The sequence below is a fragment of the Nocardioides sp. NPDC057577 genome (genome assembly GCF_042801335.1).
GTDB lineage: Bacteria > Actinomycetota > Actinomycetes > Propionibacteriales > Nocardioidaceae > Nocardioides.
In genome coordinates this window covers 1-17,456 of record NZ_JBHVGB010000068.1, presented here as the reverse complement: position 1 = coordinate 17,456, position 17,456 = coordinate 1, and the positions used below count along the sequence as shown (strand labels likewise).

Here is a 17,456-nt window from a genome sequence, read left to right as displayed (position 1 = left end):
TAGAAAATGACCGCACAGGTTGACGAGAAGACCACGACGGGCCGCATCGCCCGCGTGATCGGCCCGGTCGTCGACGTGGAGTTCCCCGTCGACGCCATGCCGGAAATCTACAACAAGCTCGAGGTCGAGGTCACCGTCAACGGTGAGACCTCGATCCTCCCGCTCGAGGTTGCTCAGCACATCGGTGACGGCATGGTCCGCGCCATCTCGCTGAAGCCGACCGACGGCGTCGTCCGTGGTGCCACGGTGTCCGACACCGGCGCCCCGATCACGGTCCCCGTGGGTGACGTCACCCTCGGCCACGTGTTCAACGCGACCGGTGACATCCTCGACGTCGACCCGGCAACGGTCGAGGTCAAGGAGCGCTGGGGCATCCACCGCAAGGCTCCGGCCTTCGACCAGCTCGAGTCCAAGACCCAGATGTTCGAGACGGGCATCAAGGTCATCGACCTCCTCACCCCCTACGTGACCGGTGGAAAGATCGGCCTCTTCGGTGGTGCGGGCGTCGGCAAGACCGTCCTCATCCAGGAGATGATCGCCCGAGTCGCCAAGAACCACGGTGGTGTCTCCGTGTTCGCCGGTGTCGGCGAGCGCACCCGTGAGGGCAACGACCTCATCCACGAGATGCAGGAGGCCGGCGTCTACGACAAGGTCGCCCTGACCTTCGGCCAGATGGACGAGCCGCCGGGCACGCGTCTTCGCGTGGCCCTCTCGGCGCTGACGATGGCGGAGTACTTCCGCGACGTCCAGGGCCAGGACGTGCTGCTGTTCATCGACAACATCTTCCGGTTCACCCAGGCGGGTTCCGAGGTCTCGACCCTGCTGGGCCGGATGCCTTCGGCCGTGGGTTACCAGCCCAACCTCGCCGACGAGATGGGTCTGCTCCAGGAGCGGATCACCTCGACGCGTGGTCACTCGATCACCTCGATGCAGGCGATCTACGTGCCGGCCGACGACTACACCGACCCGGCTCCGGCGACCACGTTCGCCCACCTCGACGCGACCACCGAGCTCTCCCGTGAGATCGCTTCGCTGGGTATCTACCCGGCGGTGGACCCGCTGACCTCGACGTCGCGAATCCTGGACCCGCAGTACATCGGTCAGGACCACTACGACTGCGCCGTCCGCGTCAAGCAGATCCTCCAGCGCAACAAGGAGCTGCAGGACATCATCGCGATCCTGGGTGTCGACGAGCTCTCCGAGGAAGACCGGATCATCGTCTCCCGCGCTCGCCGGATCCAGCGGTTCCTGTCGCAGAACACCTACGTCGCCAAGCAGTTCACCGGCATCGAGGGCTCGACGGTTCCGGTCAAGGACACCATCGAGGCGTTCAACAAGATCGCCGACGGCGAGTACGACCACGTCGCTGAGCAGGCGTTCTTCATGTGCGGTGGCCTCGACGACGTCGAGGCGAAGTGGGCCGAGATCCAGAAGAGCCTCTGATGACGGACGCACTTCAGGTGGAGCTCGTCGCTGCAGACCGGGTGGTCTGGAGCGGCGGGGCCACCATGGTCATCGCCCGAACGGTCGACGGTGATGTCGGTGTCCTGCGCGGTCACGCGCCGGTGCTGTCGGCACTCACCGAGGCGGTCGTGGAGATCACTCCGGAGGAGGGCACCGAGGTCATCGCGACCGTCGACGGTGGCTTCCTCTCGGTGGCCAACGACCGCGTCTCGATCCTGTCCGAGCACGTGCTGCTGGCCCACGAGATCGACCTCAGCCAGGCTGAGGTCGAGCTCGAGGAGGCCCGTCGCCTGCTCGGCACCAACAATGACGCCGAGAAGCGCATCCGTCGTGCCGAGGCACGCATCCGCGCTGTCGAGAAGGCCTCTTAAGGTAGAGAGGGGCGGACCCGAATGGCATGGTGGGAGCTGCTGTTGGCCGTCGTGGCCTGCCTGCTTCTGCTTGTCCTCGCCTATGGCATCGGGATCGCCGTACGCCGCCGTCTGCTCGCTCGCAACGGCGGCGTCTTCGAACTGAGCCACCGCGTCCGGGACACCAGTCCCGGGCGCGGTTGGGTCATCGGCATCGGCCGCTACTCTGGTGACGCGCAGCTGGAGTGGTTCCGGATCTTCTCGCTCTCGCCCAAGCCCAAACGAGTCTGGCGCCGGGTCGAGATCGTCTATGTCTCCAGCCGCTCTCCCGAAGGTATCGAGGAGCTCGTCCTCTACCCCGAGAGCCTGATCGTGACCTGCGACGTCAAGGGCGAGCACATCGACCTGGCGATGGACCAGCAGACCCTGATCGGCTTCCAGGCCTGGCTGGAGTCCCGCCCGATGCGGTCCACCTGGACCGTTTTCTAAAAGCGTCTTCCTCCGACCGTCTCCGGCACAACACCGGGGTCGGTCGGTTTGCATTCGGGGGCTTCCCTGATTGTCCGGAAGGCATCTGCGGCGGATCGTAGAGGTATGTCCTCAACTGCCCCGATCCCGCCCAACCCGCCCACCCAGCCAGTCCCGTCGGCTCCGGTCGTCGGCGACGAGCTGCGCTGCACCGACGCCGACCGCGACCGTGTGGTCGACGTCCTCAAGGCCGCCTACGCCGACGGCCGGCTCGACCAGGCCGAGTTCGACGTCCGGTTCGACCTGACCATGAAGTCGAAGACGTACGCCGCCCTGGAGCCGATCACCCGCGACCTGATCGCGCAGCCGACCCCGGCTCCGGCGCCGGCGAAGCCCGCCCGCGACCTGCTGCCGCCGCCGACCACCGAGGAGCGGCTCCTGGCTGCCCTCGCCCAGGCCACGACCTGGGTGCCGATCGTCGTCGGTCCCGCGATCCTCTACTACACCGTCGGCAAGCGCTCCGAGTTCGTGAAGCACCACGCCGCCGGCGCCCTCAACCTGCAGCTCACCCTGCTCGCCGTCACGATCGTGACCTTCGGGCTCGGTGGCGCGCTCTACGGGATCGCCTGGGTCCTCGCGACTGCCTTCGCGGTCGTCGCGCTCGCCGGCGCCCCGCTGCGTCAGCCGTGGGTGCTGCCGATCTTCGGGCGTGGCGGGCCGTACGAGAAGAAGCGGGACTGATCCCCCGCACCTGGACGCGGCCCAGGGCCCACTAGCCTTTACTCGTGACGCCTCTCCGCCGTGCCCAGGCCGGATCAGTGGTGGCGTTCGCCACCAACGGTCTGCTGTCCGCGACCTTCATCTCCCGCATCCCCGCGCTCCGCGAGAGCCTCGGTCTGAACAACTCGGCCGTCGGTCTGATGCTGCTGGCGATGGGCATCGGCTCCGTCGCCGCGCTGCCGCTCGCCGGGGGACTGGTGATGCGCTGGGGCGCTGCCCGGGTCGTACGCCGCTGCGCGGTGCTCTGTGTCGCCGCCCTGACCCTCGTGGCGATCTCTGGGAGCTGGCTGGAGCAGGCATGGCTGGTGGCGCTGTTCCTGGTGGCGTACGGCGTCGGTTATGGGGTCTGGGACGTCGCCATGAACGTCGAGGGTGCCGCGGTCGAGCGGCGCGGTGGCAAGACGCTGATGCCGCAGCTGCACGCGATGTGGAGCGTCGGGACCGTGCTCGGTGGACTGCTGGGCATCGCCCTGGTGGGCACGCTGCCGACGGTGTGGCACATCGCCGGGGTCGCGGCCGTCGCGCTGGCGGTCTGCTGGTGGGGGACCCTGGGGTTCCTCCCGGCGGAGCCGCCCCCGGAGGGGCACTCGCCGCGGCGCGAGCTGATCGCCGCCTGGCGCTCGCCCCAGACGCTGCTGCTGGGGCTGATGGTGCTCGCCTTCGCCGCCGCCGAGGGGAGCGCCAACGACTGGGTGTCGCTGGCGATGATCGACGGCTACGACGTGAGCCACCGGGTCGGGGTGGCCTGCTATGCGGCATTCGTCTTCTGCATGAGCCTTGCCCGTTTCGCGGGCGCGAAGGTGATCGACAGGATCGGTCGGCAGCCGGTTCTGATCGCCTCGGCGGCGCTGGCGGGAGTCGGGATCGTGCTGACGGTGTTCGCCGGCTCGTTCGGGCTCGCGCTGGCCGGGATCGTCCTGTGGGGCTTCGGCGCGGCCCTCGGCTTCCCCCTGGGGATCAGCATCGCCGCCGACGACGAGACCCGGGCCGCTGCTCGCGTCTCGGTCGTCTCCACGCTGGCCTACGGAGCCTTCCTCGGCTTCCCGCCGATCCTGGGGGCCATCGGGGACCAGGTCGGCACCCTGCGGGCTCTCCTCGTCGTCGCCGTCCTCATGCTCCCTGCGGCCGCTCTGGCGGCGACGGTGGCGCGGCGGCGGGCGGTGTAACACGCTGTTCGTAGGACTATCCGGTCGTTCAGATAGGGCGAGTAGTCCTACGAACGACGTGTTACATGGGAGGAATGGGCCCGATCGGGTACGAGCCGAGTCGGCGCATCTGCACGCCTCGCTCGCTTCGCTTCGCTCCAAGGCATGCAGATGCGCCGACTCGGCTACACCAGACGGGCTTCGCCCGGTTGCCCGTTAGTCGAAGAGGGCGCGGATGTCGTCGGCGCCGATGGTCGATCCCATGGCGCCTTCGCCGTCGACGACCTTCGCGAAGAGCTCGGCCTTGCGCTCCTTGAGCTCCATGACCTTCTCCTCGATCGTGTCGGTGGACACCAGCCGGTAGACCATGACGTGCTGGGTCTGGCCGATGCGGTGGGCTCGGTCGACGGCCTGGGCCTCGGCGGCGGGGTTCCACCAGGGGTCGAGCACGAAGACGTAGTCGGCCTCGGTGAGGGTCAGGCCGACGCCGCCGGCCTTCAGGGAGATCAGGAAGACCGGGGCGTCGCCCTCGCGGAAGCTCTCGATGACCGCGCCGCGGTCGCGCGTGCCGCCGTCGAGGTAGGCGGCGTCGATGCCGGCATCGGCGAGCCGGGTGCGCGCCCGGCCGAGGAACGAGGTGAACTGGCTGAAGACCAGCGCCTTGTGGCCTTCGGCGGCGAGCTCCTCGATGTGGTCGACGAGGGTGTCGAGCTTGGCGGAGCCGACGTCGTCGTCCTCGGGGTCGACGAGACCGGGGTCGAGGGAGAGCTGCCGCAGCCTGGTCAGCGCGCTGAGGATCGCGACCCGGTTGTCGTTGAAGTCGTCGAGCAGGTGCAGGATCCGCTGCCGCTCCTTGGCCAGGTGGGCGTCGTAGATCTTGCGGTGGACCGGGTTGAGGTCGACGCCGAGCACCTGCTCCTGCTTGGGCGGCAGGTCGTCGGCGACGAGCTCCTTCGTACGCCGCAGCAGGAACGGCCGCAGGCGGGTCCGGAACCGGCGCAGCGCGCCGTCGTCGCCCGACTTCTCCACGGGAGAGACCACCGTGTCGCGGAACAGCCGAGGGCTGGGGTAGAGCCCCGGCGCCGTGATCGAGAGCAGCGCCCACAGCTCCATCAGCCGGTTCTCGAACGGCGTGCCCGTCACCGCGAGGCGCCAGCGGGCATCGATGCGGCGGGCAGCTGCGTACGTCTTGGACTGGTGGTTCTTGACCTGCTGGGCCTCGTCGAGGACGAGACCGGCCCAGGGGCGCCCGGCGAAGGCGTCCTGCTCGAGCCGGAGGATGGCGTAGGTCGTGACGACGACGTCGGCGTCCTCGCGGGCCTCGGCCACGGAGTCCACGCGCTTGCTCACCGTGCTCACCCGGAGGCCAGGGGTGTGGCGGCGGGCCTCCTGGACCCAGGCGGGTACGACGCTGGTGGGCGCCACCACGAGGTAGGGCGTGCGCGTCTCCGGCTGCGTATGCACGGCGTGGGAGATCGTGGCCAGCACCTGGAGCGTCTTGCCCAGACCCATGTCGTCGGCGAGGATCCCGCCGAGACCCTGCTCGTGCAGGAACGCCAGCCAATGGAAGCCGTCGAGCTGGTAGTGGCGCAGCTCGGTCGCCAGCCCGGTCGGCTCCGGCCGGGGGATCTCGCGAAGGTCCCGCAGGGCCTGGGCGCGCTGGACCCATTCGGCGGCCTGCTGGTCGACCACGCCGAGCTCGGCGAGCTCGGCCCAGACGCCGAGGTCGTGCTTGCCGACCGCGATCCCGTCGCCGGTGCGCTCGTGGAGCTGTCCGGCGGCCTCGACGACGTTGCGCAGCCGGTCGAGCTCGGGGCGGTCGGTGGTGATGTAGGTGCCGCTGGGGAGGATCAGGTGGTCGTCGCCGCGGGTCAGTGCCCCGAGTACGTCCGGAAGCGGGACGGCCTCGGCGCCGATCCGGATCACGACCTGCAGGTCGAGCCAGTCCTGCCCGGCCACGGCAGCACCGTCGGGCGAGGTGATCTCGAAGGAGATCTCAGGGTCCTCGTCGGTCTCGCGGAAGTCGGGCCGCTCGACCTCGGTGACCTCGACGCCCTCGACCTCGCGCAGCGCCGGCAGGTCGTGGATCGCGAGCGCGAGGGCGTCGCCGTCGCGAACTTCCTGCTTGCGGAGCAGCTCCGTGGAGACCTTGGCGCGCAGCGCGGCCTCCTCGGCCGGGTCGCGGACCAGGCCGAGGTCCTCGCGGGAGTCCACCGGGTAGTGACGTACGCCGTAGGCCCAGGTCCAGCCGAGCGTGGCATGCGTCGAGCTGCGCCAGGTGACCGTCAGGGTCAGGCGCGGTGCGGGCGGATCAGGGATGTCGAGGGAGTCGTCGGTCGAGCGCAGCGGCACCAGGCGGGCCAGCGGGCCCAGCAGGGCGCTCAGCGTGCCGATCTCGGCCTCCGGGACGGTCAGCGGGTCCCGGGCGGTCACCAGCCGCTGTGCGTGGGTCGACAGCGGTCCGGACAGATCAGCGAGATGCAGGACCCCGGCATCGAGCACGCCCACCGAGCGGGTCGGGCGACCGATCGGGAGCACCGTCGGGCCGGCGTAGACCCGGTCAGCATGTGCGAGGCCGAAGCGGAGGACCGCCTCGCCGTCCTCGCGGCGCAGCTCGCCGGCGAGCGAGAGCGGCTCGTCGAAGATCACCACGCCGCGTACGTTCTCGCCGGGCAGGACGGTCACACCGCCACGGATCGCGTCGCGGAGCAGGCTGACCGCGTGCTCGCCGAAGTCGGCGAGGCTGAGCGAGGAGCCGCGGGCGTAGAGCAGCCGGTCAGACCGCAGCTGGCGGGCCAGCTCCTGCAGGGGGAGCAGTTGGCTGCGAGGGAAGTCCTTGCCAGGTACCGCGTTGGGAATGTTGCCCCAGTCGGCACCGGTCTTCGCCCAGCGCTCGCGGTTGCCCATGCGCATCGGGCGCAGCTCGACGGTGGGGGAGCCCGCCACGGCCGACCGCGGGCTGTGCACGTCGATCTCGAGCGCCAGCGCGGGCAGGTCGTCCTCGGGCTTGTTGTCCTCGGCGAGCTGGCCCAGGAGCGTACGCAGCTCCGTCTCCCACGACGGGCCCATCGGCGTCGCCGCGGCGCGCGAGCCGGCGAGGACCAGACCGAGGGCAGCGCCGTGCTTGCAGTTGTTGTGCACGGGGCAGCTGCACGAGCTGGTCGCCCTGACGACGCCGTTCCTGGAATCCAGGTTGAGGGTCACGCGGTAGGGCGCGGGGCTGGTGCCTCTGACCTCGGCTGCCGCTCGCAGCGCACTGCTGCCGATCTCGGTGATCCGGGGCTCACCGACCCGGCCCTGGGCGGCGTAAGCCTCGGCACGCTCGATGGTCTGGGGGTCGAAGGTCTCGCGGAGCAGGTCGTTCGTGAGAGCTTCGAGCAAGGGCACCCGATCCATTCTTCCAGCATGAGGCGGGTTCTGCGACTTCGTGGACGCTCGTGGTGAGCAGCGTCTCGTTCGTTGCGGTGGTAGTGGTCTAGACCATCGGTGCACCACCGCGGGGTTGCGGTGCATTCATCGGCATGCATAGGCGCAAGCCGGACATCAGCCCCGGACAACCGGATCCGAACCGATCACGACGACTTTGTCGCGCAAAAGTAAAGCCACCTCGATCCGAGCGGGGGGATCCGGACCGAGGTGGCGATGAATACTTTCGGCCAAGTTGGCGGTGAATGCAAGTCGAACCGCCATGGCGGGAATGTGACGTGTCGTATATCTGCCATGATGGCCGTCGTTCGTTCCCCCGCCACGGAAGGCATCTCGGATGCTTGATGCGCTCGGTCTCGACAATCTCGAAGAGACGGTCTACCGCCAGCTGGTCGCCGCGCCGTCGGCAAACCTCGAAGAGCTGGCCGAGGCGGCCGACCTGGACGCCTACGCGGTCTCGGCGGTGCTGTCCGCGCTGGAGGGGAAGGGCTTGGTCGCTCGGGCCTCGGCCGGCCAGGACCGCTACGTCGCCTCCCCGCCGGCCGTGGCGCTCGGGGCGCTGCTCGTCCAGCGCCAGGACGAGCTGCGCCGCGCGCAGGTGGAGATGACCGAGCTCGCCGGGCTCTATCGCGGCTCGGTCGCCCGCCGGGACGTCGCCGACGTCGTCGACGTCGTGCACGGCACCGAGGCGATCGCCCAGCGGTTCGCCCAGCTGCAGTACTCGGCCAAGAAGTGCATCCAGGCGCTGCAGAAGCCGCAGGCCGCCGTCGTCACCCGGGAGGACGCCGACGAGGCCGAGCGGGCCGCGCTCGAACGCGGGGTCAGGCACGACATCGTGCTCGAGCGTTCCGTCTTCGACACCCCGGGCATCTACGAGAGCATCGACTCCGGCCTCGAGATCGGGATCGAGCTGCGGGTGGTGCCGACGGTGCCGCTGCGTGCTTTCATCGTCGACCGGGAGATCGCTCTGATCCCGCTCATGAACAGCGAGCACAACACGGTCCAGGACGCGCTGCTGCTCCACCCCAGCGGTCTCCTCGACGCGATCCTCGCCCTCTTCGATCTGATCTGGACCTCGGCTCCGAAGCTCGTCGCGACCCCCGAGGGCACGGTCGAGACGGCGGCCGATCGCCTCGAGCCCCTGGACACCAAGGTGCTCTCGCTACTGCTCGCCGGCCTGACCGACGCCTCCATCGGGGCCCAGCTCGGGCTGTCGCTGCGTACGGTCCAGCGGCGGGTGCGCCAGATGATGGACCGCGCGCAGGTCGACACCCGCCTCCAGCTCGGCTACGAGGCGGGTCGCCGCGGCTGGCTGTGAGCTAGCGTTCGCCGCCCGGAACCCACAGGACGTCGCCCTGCTCGCGGTTGGCGTGCCGGGCGAGGATGAAGAGCAGGTCGCTGAGCCGGTTGAGGTAGGTCAGGGCGAGCTTGTTCATCGTCTCGCCGTGGACCTCGTACGCAGCCCAGGCCGCCCGCTCCGCGCGGCGCACGACGGTGCGGGCCACGTGCAGGTGGGCCGCGGCCACGGTGCCGCCGGAGAGGATGAACGAGCGGAGCTTCTCCAGCGACTCGTTGTATTCGTCGCACCAGGCCTCGAGCCGGTCGACGTAGGCCTGCTCGACGCGCAGCGGCGGATACTCGGGGTCGGCGACGACCGGGGTGGAGAGGTCGGCGCCGACGTCGAAGAGGTCGTTCTGGACGGTCGTCAGCACCTTCACGACGTCCTCGTCGATGCCGCCGTGAGCCAGTGCGACACCGATGGCCGCCCCGGCCTCATCGGTCGTCGCGTACGCCTCCAGCCGCAGATCGGTCTTGGCGGTCAGGCTCATGTCGCCGAGCCGGGTCTCACCGGCGTCGCCGGTTCGGGTGTAGATGCGTGTCAGGTTGACCATGCGCTGAGCCTATGCGGACGGGCCACTTGTCGGCGAGCGTGGTCATTTGACAGAAAATAGTGACGCGAGTGACCAATGAGGCTGGTGCGGTGCAACCAATCGGAGCTGCCGCGCGTCATAGTTGGCGAGAGGGAGCGGCATGTGATGCGTAGAGCTTCTGTGTAGGGCAATCCACTTCCCGGGGGATGGAGGCAGGGCATGGAGATCTTGATCGACGGGCCGACGCTGGTGCTGAGCGGAGATTTCGACGTACGCAGCACCTGGATGGCACGCAGCGTGATCTACGACCATCTCGACTCGGTGGAGGGAGACGTCGTGCTCGACGTCTCCGGCGTGAACAGTGCCGACGTGACGGCGCTGAAGCTGCTCGCCGTCGCGACCCGGCAGGCCCATGCCGAGGGCCGCCGCCTCACCCTGCAGGGCTGCACCCCGGCGGTGCGCCGGATGCTCCACCTCTCCAGGCTCTATCGTGTGCTCGAGGTGGAGAACTCACCGCTCATCGCGTAGTCGGTAAAGGGAGTGACATCTTCCACACCGGAGCCGGTTACTGATCGGTAACCGAAGGGCTAGCATGCCTCTTATGACGGACACCACGCCTTCGGGACAGAGCAGCCGCCCGGCGAAGGATCGCTCCTGGCTGATGCGGACGTACGCCGGCCACTCGACCGCCGAGGCGTCCAACGAGCTCTACCGCACCAACCTGGCCAAGGGCCAGACCGGTCTCTCGGTCGCCTTCGACCTGCCCACGCAGACCGGCTACGACCCGGACAGCATCCTCGCTCGCGGCGAGGTCGGCAAGGTGGGCGTCCCGATCATGCACATGGGGGAGATGCGCAAGCTCTTCGACCAGATCCCGCTCACCGAGATGAACACCTCGATGACGATCAACGCGACCGCCATGTGGCTGCTCGCGATGTATCAGGTCGCCGCCGAGGAGCAGAACCCCGGGATGGACCCGGTCGAGGTGGCCGCCAAGCTGGCCGGCACCACCCAGAACGACATCATCAAGGAGTATCTCTCCCGGGGGACGTACGTCTTCCCGCCGGAGCACTCCCTGCGGCTGATCAGCGACATGATCGCCTACACGGTCCACCAGATCCCGAAGTGGAACCCGATCAACATCTGCAGCTACCACCTGCAGGAGGCCGGCGCGACTCCGGTGCAGGAGATCGCCTACGCGATGTGCACCGCCATCTCGGTCCTCGACCAGGTCAAGGCCTCCGGCCAAGTCTCCGAGGAGGACTTCGGCAAGGTCGTCGGCCGGATCTCGTTCTTCGTCAACGCGGGCGTGCGGTTCGTCGAGGAGATGTGCAAGATGCGCGCCTTCGTCGAGCTGTGGGACGAGATCACCCGTGAGCGCTACGGGGTCGAGGACCCGAAGATGCGCCGGTTCCGCTACGGCGTGCAGGTCAACTCCCTCGGCCTGACCGAGGCGCAGCCGGAGAACAACGTCCAGCGGATCGTGCTGGAGATGCTCGCCGTGACGCTGTCCAAGAACGCGCGGGCGCGCGCGGTGCAGCTGCCCGCCTGGAACGAGGCGCTCGGCCTCCCGCGTCCGTGGGACCAGCAGTGGTCGCTGCGCCTGCAGCAGGTGCTGGCCTACGAGTCCGACCTGCTGGAGTACGGCGACCTCTTCGACGGCTCGCCGGTCGTCGAGGCCAAGGTGGCCGAGCTCGTCGCGGGCGCCAAGGAGGAGATCGACCGCGTCCAGGCCATGGGCGGAGCGATCGCCGCGGTCGACACCGGCTACATGAAGTCCGAGCTGGTCTCCTCGCACGCGCGCCGTCGCGCCGCCATCGAGTCCGGCGAGGAGATCATCGTCGGCGTCAACAAGTTCACGACCACCGAGCCGAGCCCGCTGACCGCGGACCTGGACGCCGCGATCATGGTTGCCGACCCGCGCGCCGAGGAGGCCGCCAAGGCCTCCCTCGAGGCCTGGAAGGGCGAGCGAGACGAGACGGCCGTCGCCGAGGCGCTGGCCGCTCTGGCCGCCGCCGCGAAGACCGACGCCAACCTGATGTCGGCGACGTTGGAAGCCGCCCGCGCGGGCGCGACCACGGGGGAGTGGGCCGGCACCCTGCGCGAGGTCTTCGGCGAGTTCCGGGCGCCCACCGGCGTCTCCGGCGCCGTCGGTGCCGCGGAGGCCGGAGCCGAGCTGTCGGCCGTACGCGACCGGGTCAAGGCCACCGGCGAGGAGCTCGGCGTCAAGCTGCGCATGCTCGTCGGCAAGCCGGGTCTGGACGGTCACTCCAACGGTGCCGAGCAGGTCGCCGTCCGGGCCCGTGACGCCGGCTTCGAGGTCATCTACCAGGGCATCCGGCTCACCCCGGAGCAGATCGTCGCAGCGGCGGTCGCCGAGGACGTACACGTCGTCGGGCTCTCCATCCTCTCCGGCTCGCACATGTCGCTCGTGCCGTCGGTGGTCGAGGGGCTGCGCGCGGCGGGTCTGGGTGACGTACCCGTCATCGTCGGCGGCATCGTGCCCGAGTCCGACGCCAAGACGCTGATCGAGTCGGGGGTCGCGGCGGTCTACACGCCCAAGGACTTCAGCCTCACCGAGATCATGGCCGACATCGTCGAGGTCATCCGCAAGGCCAACGGCCTCTCCTGAGTCGAGGATCGACACGGCTCCCGAAAAAACTTCGGGAGTCGTGTCGATCCGAGTGCGTGGCCGTTCGTGACATGGGCAGAGGGAGGCGGACGGCGCCTCCCGCCACTCACGGGAGACCAGAGATGTCCACGATCACCACCGCCCAGCAGACCACCCGCTCGACCCGCGCCGCCGCCCGCAAGCCTGTCTGGCTCCACGGCCTCGGTGCCACTGTCGTCGCCAGCGCGGTCGTCACCGTCCTCGCCGCGGCCGCCTCGGCGGCCGGGGTGAGCTTCGAGACCGCCAGCGGCACGATCCCGCTCGCCGGCTACGCCCAGCTGACCGCCCTCTTCTCGCTCATCGGGGTCGCGATGGCCGCGGTGATGGCCCGCGTGGCCCGCCGTCCGCGACGTACGTTCGTGGTCACCACCGTCGTGCTGACCATCGCCTCGCTCGTCCCTGACGTCACCTTCGGCTTCGACGCCGCCAGCGCGGTCGTCCTGATGCTCCTGCACGTCGTCACCGCCGCAATCGTCATCCCGGTGCTGGCCCGTCGACTCGCCGCGTGAGGCGAGTAGCCTGCCGAGCATGCGGGTAACGGTGGTCGGAGCCGGAGTCATCGGGCTCTCGTGCGCGGTACGGCTGGTGGAGGCCGGCCACGAGGTCAGCGTGATCGGCCGGGAGCGGACGAGCGGGACCACCTCGGCGGTGGCCGGCGGGTTCTGGTTCCCCTACCTCGCCGAGCCGCGCGACCGGGTGACCGTCTGGGCGGCCGAGACCTTCGGCGAGCTCGCCCGGCTGGCCGAGGAGGAGCCGGAGGCCGGCGTACGCATGGTGCACGGCACGCAGCACAACCCCGAGGCCGACCTGTGGTGGGCCGCGCCGCTCACCGACCTGACCGTCACCGAGGGCCGCGCCGAGTTCACCGCGCCGATCGCCGAGATGCCGGTCTACCTGCCGTGGCTCGAGCGGCGGGTCACCCAGGCAGGCGGCAGCATCACGACCGGGACCGTCGACGACCTGGCGAGTCTGGACGCCGACGTCGTGGTCAACGCGACCGGCCTCGGCTCGCGGGAGCTGGTCGGCGACACCAGCCTCTACCCGGTCCAGGGCCAGATCGTCGTCCTCGGGCCGGGCGCCACCGAGGAGTGGCTGGAAGCCGATGGCGACGCCCCCTCCTACGTCTTCCCGCGCGGTGGCGACACCGTGATCGGAGGTACGTCGGTGCCGCACGCCTGGGACCAGAGCCCGGACCCACGTACGGCCGAGCGGATCCTGGCCGACGCCTCAGCGGCTGTGCCGGAGATCGCGAACGCCGACGTCCGGGCCCATCTGGTCGGCCTACGCCCGGCCCGGCCCTCGGTCCGGCTGGAACGCGAGGGCCGGGTCGTGCACTGCTATGGCCACGGCGGCGCCGGGGTGACGTTGAGCTGGGGCTGTGCCGCCGAGGTCGTGGAGCTCGTCTCCGGGCAACCGACGCAGCGCTGACGTCCGGCGTTCAACGGGGGTTCAGCGGGCACTCCTAGCCTCCCGCGCATGCCGAAGACTGCTCGCCTTCTCGCCAGTGGCGTCGCCCTGGCCGCCGTCGTCGCCGTCGTCCCGGGCGTTGCCCGCGCCGACGCGCCCGCGCCCGTCCACGCGCCCGCCCACTCGCCCGCCCACTCCTGGACCGACCGGATCGAGTGGACATCGTCATCGCTCGCGGACGGGGTGAGGCTGCGTACGGGCGTTCTCGAGGACACCGCCAGCGCCCCGTTCTGGACCGTCACCCTCCAGCACCCGGTGACCAGCTCGATCACCGGTGGCCCGGCCAACGCGGGCGTCGGCCCGCGCGCATGGGCCCAGGAGACCGCCGGCCGGTTGCGTGCGGCGGGCTACGAGCCGCGGCTCGACGACGTCCGCTGGCCGGACTACGCCGACACCCCCGGCGGACTGCAGGGCGTACGTGTGCGGACGGGGGAGTACGCGACGCAGGCCGAGGCTGGGTCGGCGGTCACGGCGCTCAAGGCGCTCGGCTTCCCGACCGCGGTGGCCGCCTGGACCGGCTACGACGTCGACACCCCGGCCGACGCCCAGCAGATCCACGTCGCGGTCATCGACCCGCGGACGTACGACGGTGAGGTGTACGGCACCCATCACGGCACGCTCGCGAAGCGGCAGAAGCTGTCGGACGTCAGTGGTGCGCTGGGCGCGACCGTGGCGGTCAACGGCGGGTTCTTCATCACCTCGGATGCCGACGGCTACCAAGGTGCTCCGGCGGGGATCGCGGTCTACGACGGGCAGCTCGAGGCGATGGACGCCGGTTCGCGCACCGGCATCGTGCTCGGCAACGGGCCTGCGCGGATCACCCGCCTGACGGCGAAGGTCGAGGTACGCAGCGGCCGATCCGTGCAGCCGGTCAACGGGATCAACCGCACACCCGGCGTGATCCGCAACTGCGGCCGCCCGGGAGCCACGCCCACCACCGAGCCTCGCCAGGACGTGACCTGCCGGACCGCCTCGGAGCTGGTGCTCTTCACGCCACGGCTCGGTGCGTCGCTGCCCGCCGGCGAGGGCACCCAGGTCGTGCTCGACGACGACGACCTCGTCACCGCCGTCGGCACCCGGGGTGGCACCGTGCCCGAGGGCGGCAGCGTGGTCCAGGGCGTCGGTGCGGCCGGGGAGTGGCTCGCCGCCCACGCCACCGTCGGGAGCCGGCTGCCGGTGGCCGAGTCGGTCCGCGACGCCACGGGGCGCCGAGTCCCGCTGACCCCGCGCACCTCGATCGTGAGCGCCGCCCCCAACCTGGTCACCGACGGGCGCACCGACATCGATGCGGCCGCGGAAGGTGTCATCGATCCCGCCGACCTGTCGTTCAACTACGCCTGGGCCGAGATCCGGCAGCCCCGCACGATGGCGGGCATCGACCGCCGCGGCCGGCTCCTGCTCGTGACCGTCGACGGTCGCCAGCCCGGTGTCTCCGAAGGCCTCACGGTCGCGGAGGAGGTGGTCCTGATGAAGAGCCTGGGCGCCGAGGACGCCATGAACCTCGACGGCGGCGGCTCCACCGCGATCGCGACCGGCGGCACTCTCCTCAACCGCACCTCCGACGCGGCCGGCGAGCGGGCCGACGGGGACTTCATCGTGGCGGTTCCGACGAAGTAAGGCACGCCTAACCCGGCTGTTACCCTTCGAGCGTGGGCAAGAAGAGGAAGCCTCCCAAGACGGAGTGCTGCGTGTCGAAGTCGCGCTGCAAGCGGTGCCCGATCCGCATGCTCAAGGAGGGCACCCTGCCCGAGGGGATGACGGTCAAGAAACGCCGTCTGGTGACCCTCGACGGCAAGCCGGTCAAGAAGAAGCATCTGGCTGCTTGACGGTAAAGGCGCCGCCAAGTCGCGCCCGAGGTGGTAGGAATTGCCTTGCAGTCGATTACCTACTCGTGCAAGGACGTTACCGATGCCTCACGCCACCCGCCGCTCTGTCCTGTCCGGTGCTGCTGTCACGGGCGCCGCGGCGCTGAGCGCAGCCGGCTACGCCGCCCCTGCCCATGGTGTGAACGGCGCGGGCAGGCCCGACACCGTCCGGCTGACCGTGCTCGGCACGACCGACCTGCACGGGAACGTCTTCAACTGGGACTACTACAAGAACGCCGAGTTCTCGAACAGCGCCGGCAACGAGATCGGTGTCGCCAAGGTCAAGACGCTGATCGACGCCGTCCGTGAGGAGCGGCGCGGCGAGCCGATCCTCACCATCGACGCCGGAGACACCATCCAGGGCACCCCGCTGGCCTACTACTACGCCCGGATCGACCCGATCACCGAGGGCGCGATCCACCCGATGGCGCGGGCGATGAACCTGGTCGGCTACGACGCCGCCGCGCTCGGCAACCACGAGTTCAACTACGGCATCGACACGATCCGGAAGTTCGAGGAGCAGGTGAACTTCCCGATGCTCGGCGCCAACGCGGTCGACCCGTCGACCAAGCTGCCGGTCTTCCCGCCCTACGTCATCAAGGAGTTCCGGGTCGGTCGGGGTCGTCGTCTCAAGGTCGGCGTGCTCGGGCTCACCAACCCCGGCATCGCGATCTGGGACAAGGCCAACGTCGAGGGCAAGATGGAGTTCCCGGGGCTGGTCGAGCAGGCCAAGATCTTCGTCCCCGAGCTCAAGAAGGCCGGCTGCGACCTGGTCATCATCAGTGCCCACTCCGGCGCCGACACCTCCAGCTCCTACGGTGACGACCTGCCCCCGGAGAACGCCGCCACCCTCGTCGCCGAGCAGGTGCCGGACGTCGACGCGATCCTCGTCGGCCACGCCCACAGGGAGATCACCGAGCGCTTCGTCACCAACACCGAGACCGGCAAGCAGGTGCTGCTGACCGAGCCGCTCTACTGGGGCATGCGCGTCTCGGTGATGGACCTGGTCGTACGCCAGGAGAAGCGTCACGGCCGGCCTCGCTGGGTCCTGGAGTCGGCGACCTCGCAGACGCTGAACTCCAACACCGTCGACCCCGACCCGGAGGTCTCGGCGGCTGTGCAGGAGCAGCACGACGTCGTGATCGACTACGTCAACTCCGTCGTCGGCAGCTCGGCGGTGGAGATGCTGGCCGCGCGGGCGGTCGTCGAGGACGTACCCATCATCGATTTCGTCAACTTCGTCCAGGCCGATGCGGTCAAGGCGGCATTGACCGGCTCCGACGCCGACGCCGAGCTGCCGGTGATCTCGATCGCGGCTCCGTTCAGCCGCGCCGCAGCTTTCCCGGCGGGAGAGGTGACCGTACGCGACGTCGCCGGCCTCTACATCTACGACAACACCCTGATGGCGGTGCGCATCACCGGCGCCCAGCTCAAGGACTACCTCGAGTTCACGGCCCGCTACTTCAAGCAAGTCAGCGGCACCGGCCCGTTCCCGATCGACGCCGTGACCAACGCGCCGACCGACACCGCGCCCAACGGCACCCCCGACTACAACTTCGACACGATCGCCGGCTTGGACGCGGCCCTGACCTACGACATCGACATCGCAGGTGCGGTCGGCTCGCGGATCACCGACCTCGCCTACGGCGGCGTCGCGGTGACCGACGCGCAGGAGTTCGTGCTCGCGATCAACAACTATCGCCAGTCCGGTGGTGGCGGCTTCCCGCACGTCACCGACGCCCCTGTGGTCTACAACCAGCAGGTCGAGATCCGGCAGCTGATCATCGACTGGGTCACCGAGCACCAGGTCATCGACCCCGCCGCGTTCGCCTCGGTCGACTGGCGCCTGGTCTCCGGCGGCGAGCCCATCACCGTCAACTCCTGAGCGCCGAGTCGGCTCGTTGTGACCGAAAACCCTGCCGAGTCGGCTCGTTATGACGAGCCGACTC

15 protein-coding genes are annotated in these 17,456 nt (G+C 69.6%); 13 read left to right on the top strand and 2 right to left on the bottom strand.

The features are described from left to right. Positions 1-6: 6 nt before the first annotated feature. The 5 genes from atpD (at position 7) to ACFU7D_RS15160 (ending at position 4,228) form a co-directional block, all read left to right on the top strand. Positions 7-1,443 (top strand): F0F1 ATP synthase subunit beta, encoded by a 1,437-nt coding sequence (atpD, locus tag ACFU7D_RS15180; RefSeq protein WP_378726490.1) that lies wholly within the window; start codon positions 7-9, stop codon positions 1,441-1,443. Further along, complete coding sequence (locus tag ACFU7D_RS15175) at positions 1,443-1,835, top strand: F0F1 ATP synthase subunit epsilon (RefSeq protein WP_045547377.1); 393 nt, start codon at positions 1,443-1,445, stop codon at positions 1,833-1,835. The genes atpD and ACFU7D_RS15175 overlap by 1 nt, the downstream gene beginning before the upstream one ends. A 21-nt stretch (positions 1,836-1,856) precedes the next feature. Beyond that, the gene (locus ACFU7D_RS15170; RefSeq protein ID WP_378726488.1) at positions 1,857-2,303 is read left to right on the top strand and encodes a DUF2550 domain-containing protein; all 447 of its coding nucleotides are present in this window, start codon (positions 1,857-1,859) and stop codon (positions 2,301-2,303) included. 105 nt (positions 2,304-2,408) lie between these two features. Beyond that, positions 2,409-3,023: a DUF1707 and DUF4870 domain-containing protein gene (locus ACFU7D_RS15165; protein WP_378868350.1), complete on the top strand. Its 615-nt coding sequence runs from the start codon at positions 2,409-2,411 to the stop codon at positions 3,021-3,023. A gap of 44 nt (positions 3,024-3,067) precedes the next feature. Then, the gene (locus tag ACFU7D_RS15160; protein WP_378726484.1) at positions 3,068-4,228 is read left to right on the top strand and encodes an MFS transporter; all 1,161 of its coding nucleotides are present in this window, start codon (positions 3,068-3,070) and stop codon (positions 4,226-4,228) included. Between the two features lie 195 nt (positions 4,229-4,423). Here ACFU7D_RS15160 and ACFU7D_RS15155 read toward each other — a convergent pair whose 3' ends face one another. Then, complete coding sequence (locus ACFU7D_RS15155; RefSeq protein ID WP_378868348.1) at positions 4,424-7,594, bottom strand: SNF2-related protein; 3,171 nt, start codon at positions 7,592-7,594, stop codon at positions 4,424-4,426. A gap of 376 nt (positions 7,595-7,970) precedes the next feature. On the opposite strand from ACFU7D_RS15155, the gene ACFU7D_RS15150 reads away from it, so the two are divergent. Next, entirely contained in the window at positions 7,971-8,951 is a 981-nt protein-coding gene (locus tag ACFU7D_RS15150) for a helix-turn-helix domain-containing protein (protein WP_378731300.1), read from the top strand. A gap of 1 nt (position 8,952) precedes the next feature. Here ACFU7D_RS15150 and ACFU7D_RS15145 read toward each other — a convergent pair whose 3' ends face one another. Then, positions 8,953-9,525, bottom strand: a complete 573-nt coding sequence (locus tag ACFU7D_RS15145) for a cob(I)yrinic acid a,c-diamide adenosyltransferase (protein WP_378868345.1) — start codon at positions 9,523-9,525, stop codon at positions 8,953-8,955. A 198-nt stretch (positions 9,526-9,723) separates the two neighbouring features. Between ACFU7D_RS15145 and ACFU7D_RS15140 the strand changes: the two genes are divergently transcribed. The 7 genes from ACFU7D_RS15140 (at position 9,724) to ACFU7D_RS15110 (ending at position 17,392) form a co-directional block, all read left to right on the top strand. Then, the gene (locus ACFU7D_RS15140; protein ID WP_091047808.1) at positions 9,724-10,032 is read left to right on the top strand and encodes an STAS domain-containing protein; all 309 of its coding nucleotides are present in this window, start codon (positions 9,724-9,726) and stop codon (positions 10,030-10,032) included. A gap of 73 nt (positions 10,033-10,105) precedes the next feature. Further along, positions 10,106-12,136: a protein meaA gene (locus ACFU7D_RS15135; RefSeq protein ID WP_378868341.1), complete on the top strand. Its 2,031-nt coding sequence runs from the start codon at positions 10,106-10,108 to the stop codon at positions 12,134-12,136. A gap of 122 nt (positions 12,137-12,258) precedes the next feature. Continuing rightward, positions 12,259-12,684, top strand: a complete 426-nt coding sequence (locus ACFU7D_RS15130; protein WP_378868339.1) for a DUF6069 family protein — start codon at positions 12,259-12,261, stop codon at positions 12,682-12,684. A gap of 19 nt (positions 12,685-12,703) precedes the next feature. Then, the gene (locus ACFU7D_RS15125; RefSeq protein WP_378868336.1) at positions 12,704-13,603 is read left to right on the top strand and encodes an NAD(P)/FAD-dependent oxidoreductase; all 900 of its coding nucleotides are present in this window, start codon (positions 12,704-12,706) and stop codon (positions 13,601-13,603) included. A gap of 48 nt (positions 13,604-13,651) precedes the next feature. Further along, on the top strand, positions 13,652-15,259 hold the full coding sequence (locus ACFU7D_RS15120; protein WP_378868333.1) for a phosphodiester glycosidase family protein: 1,608 nt from the start codon (positions 13,652-13,654) through the stop codon (positions 15,257-15,259). 32 nt (positions 15,260-15,291) lie between these two features. Further along, positions 15,292-15,468 carry a hypothetical protein gene (locus ACFU7D_RS15115; RefSeq protein ID WP_008362162.1) on the top strand — a complete coding sequence of 59 codons (177 nt, stop codon included), beginning with the start codon at positions 15,292-15,294 and terminating at the stop codon, positions 15,466-15,468. A gap of 82 nt (positions 15,469-15,550) precedes the next feature. Further along, a complete protein-coding gene (locus tag ACFU7D_RS15110; protein ID WP_378868330.1) occupies positions 15,551-17,392 on the top strand; it encodes a bifunctional metallophosphatase/5'-nucleotidase in 1,842 nt (613 codons plus the stop codon). Positions 17,393-17,456: the final 64 nt, after the last annotated feature.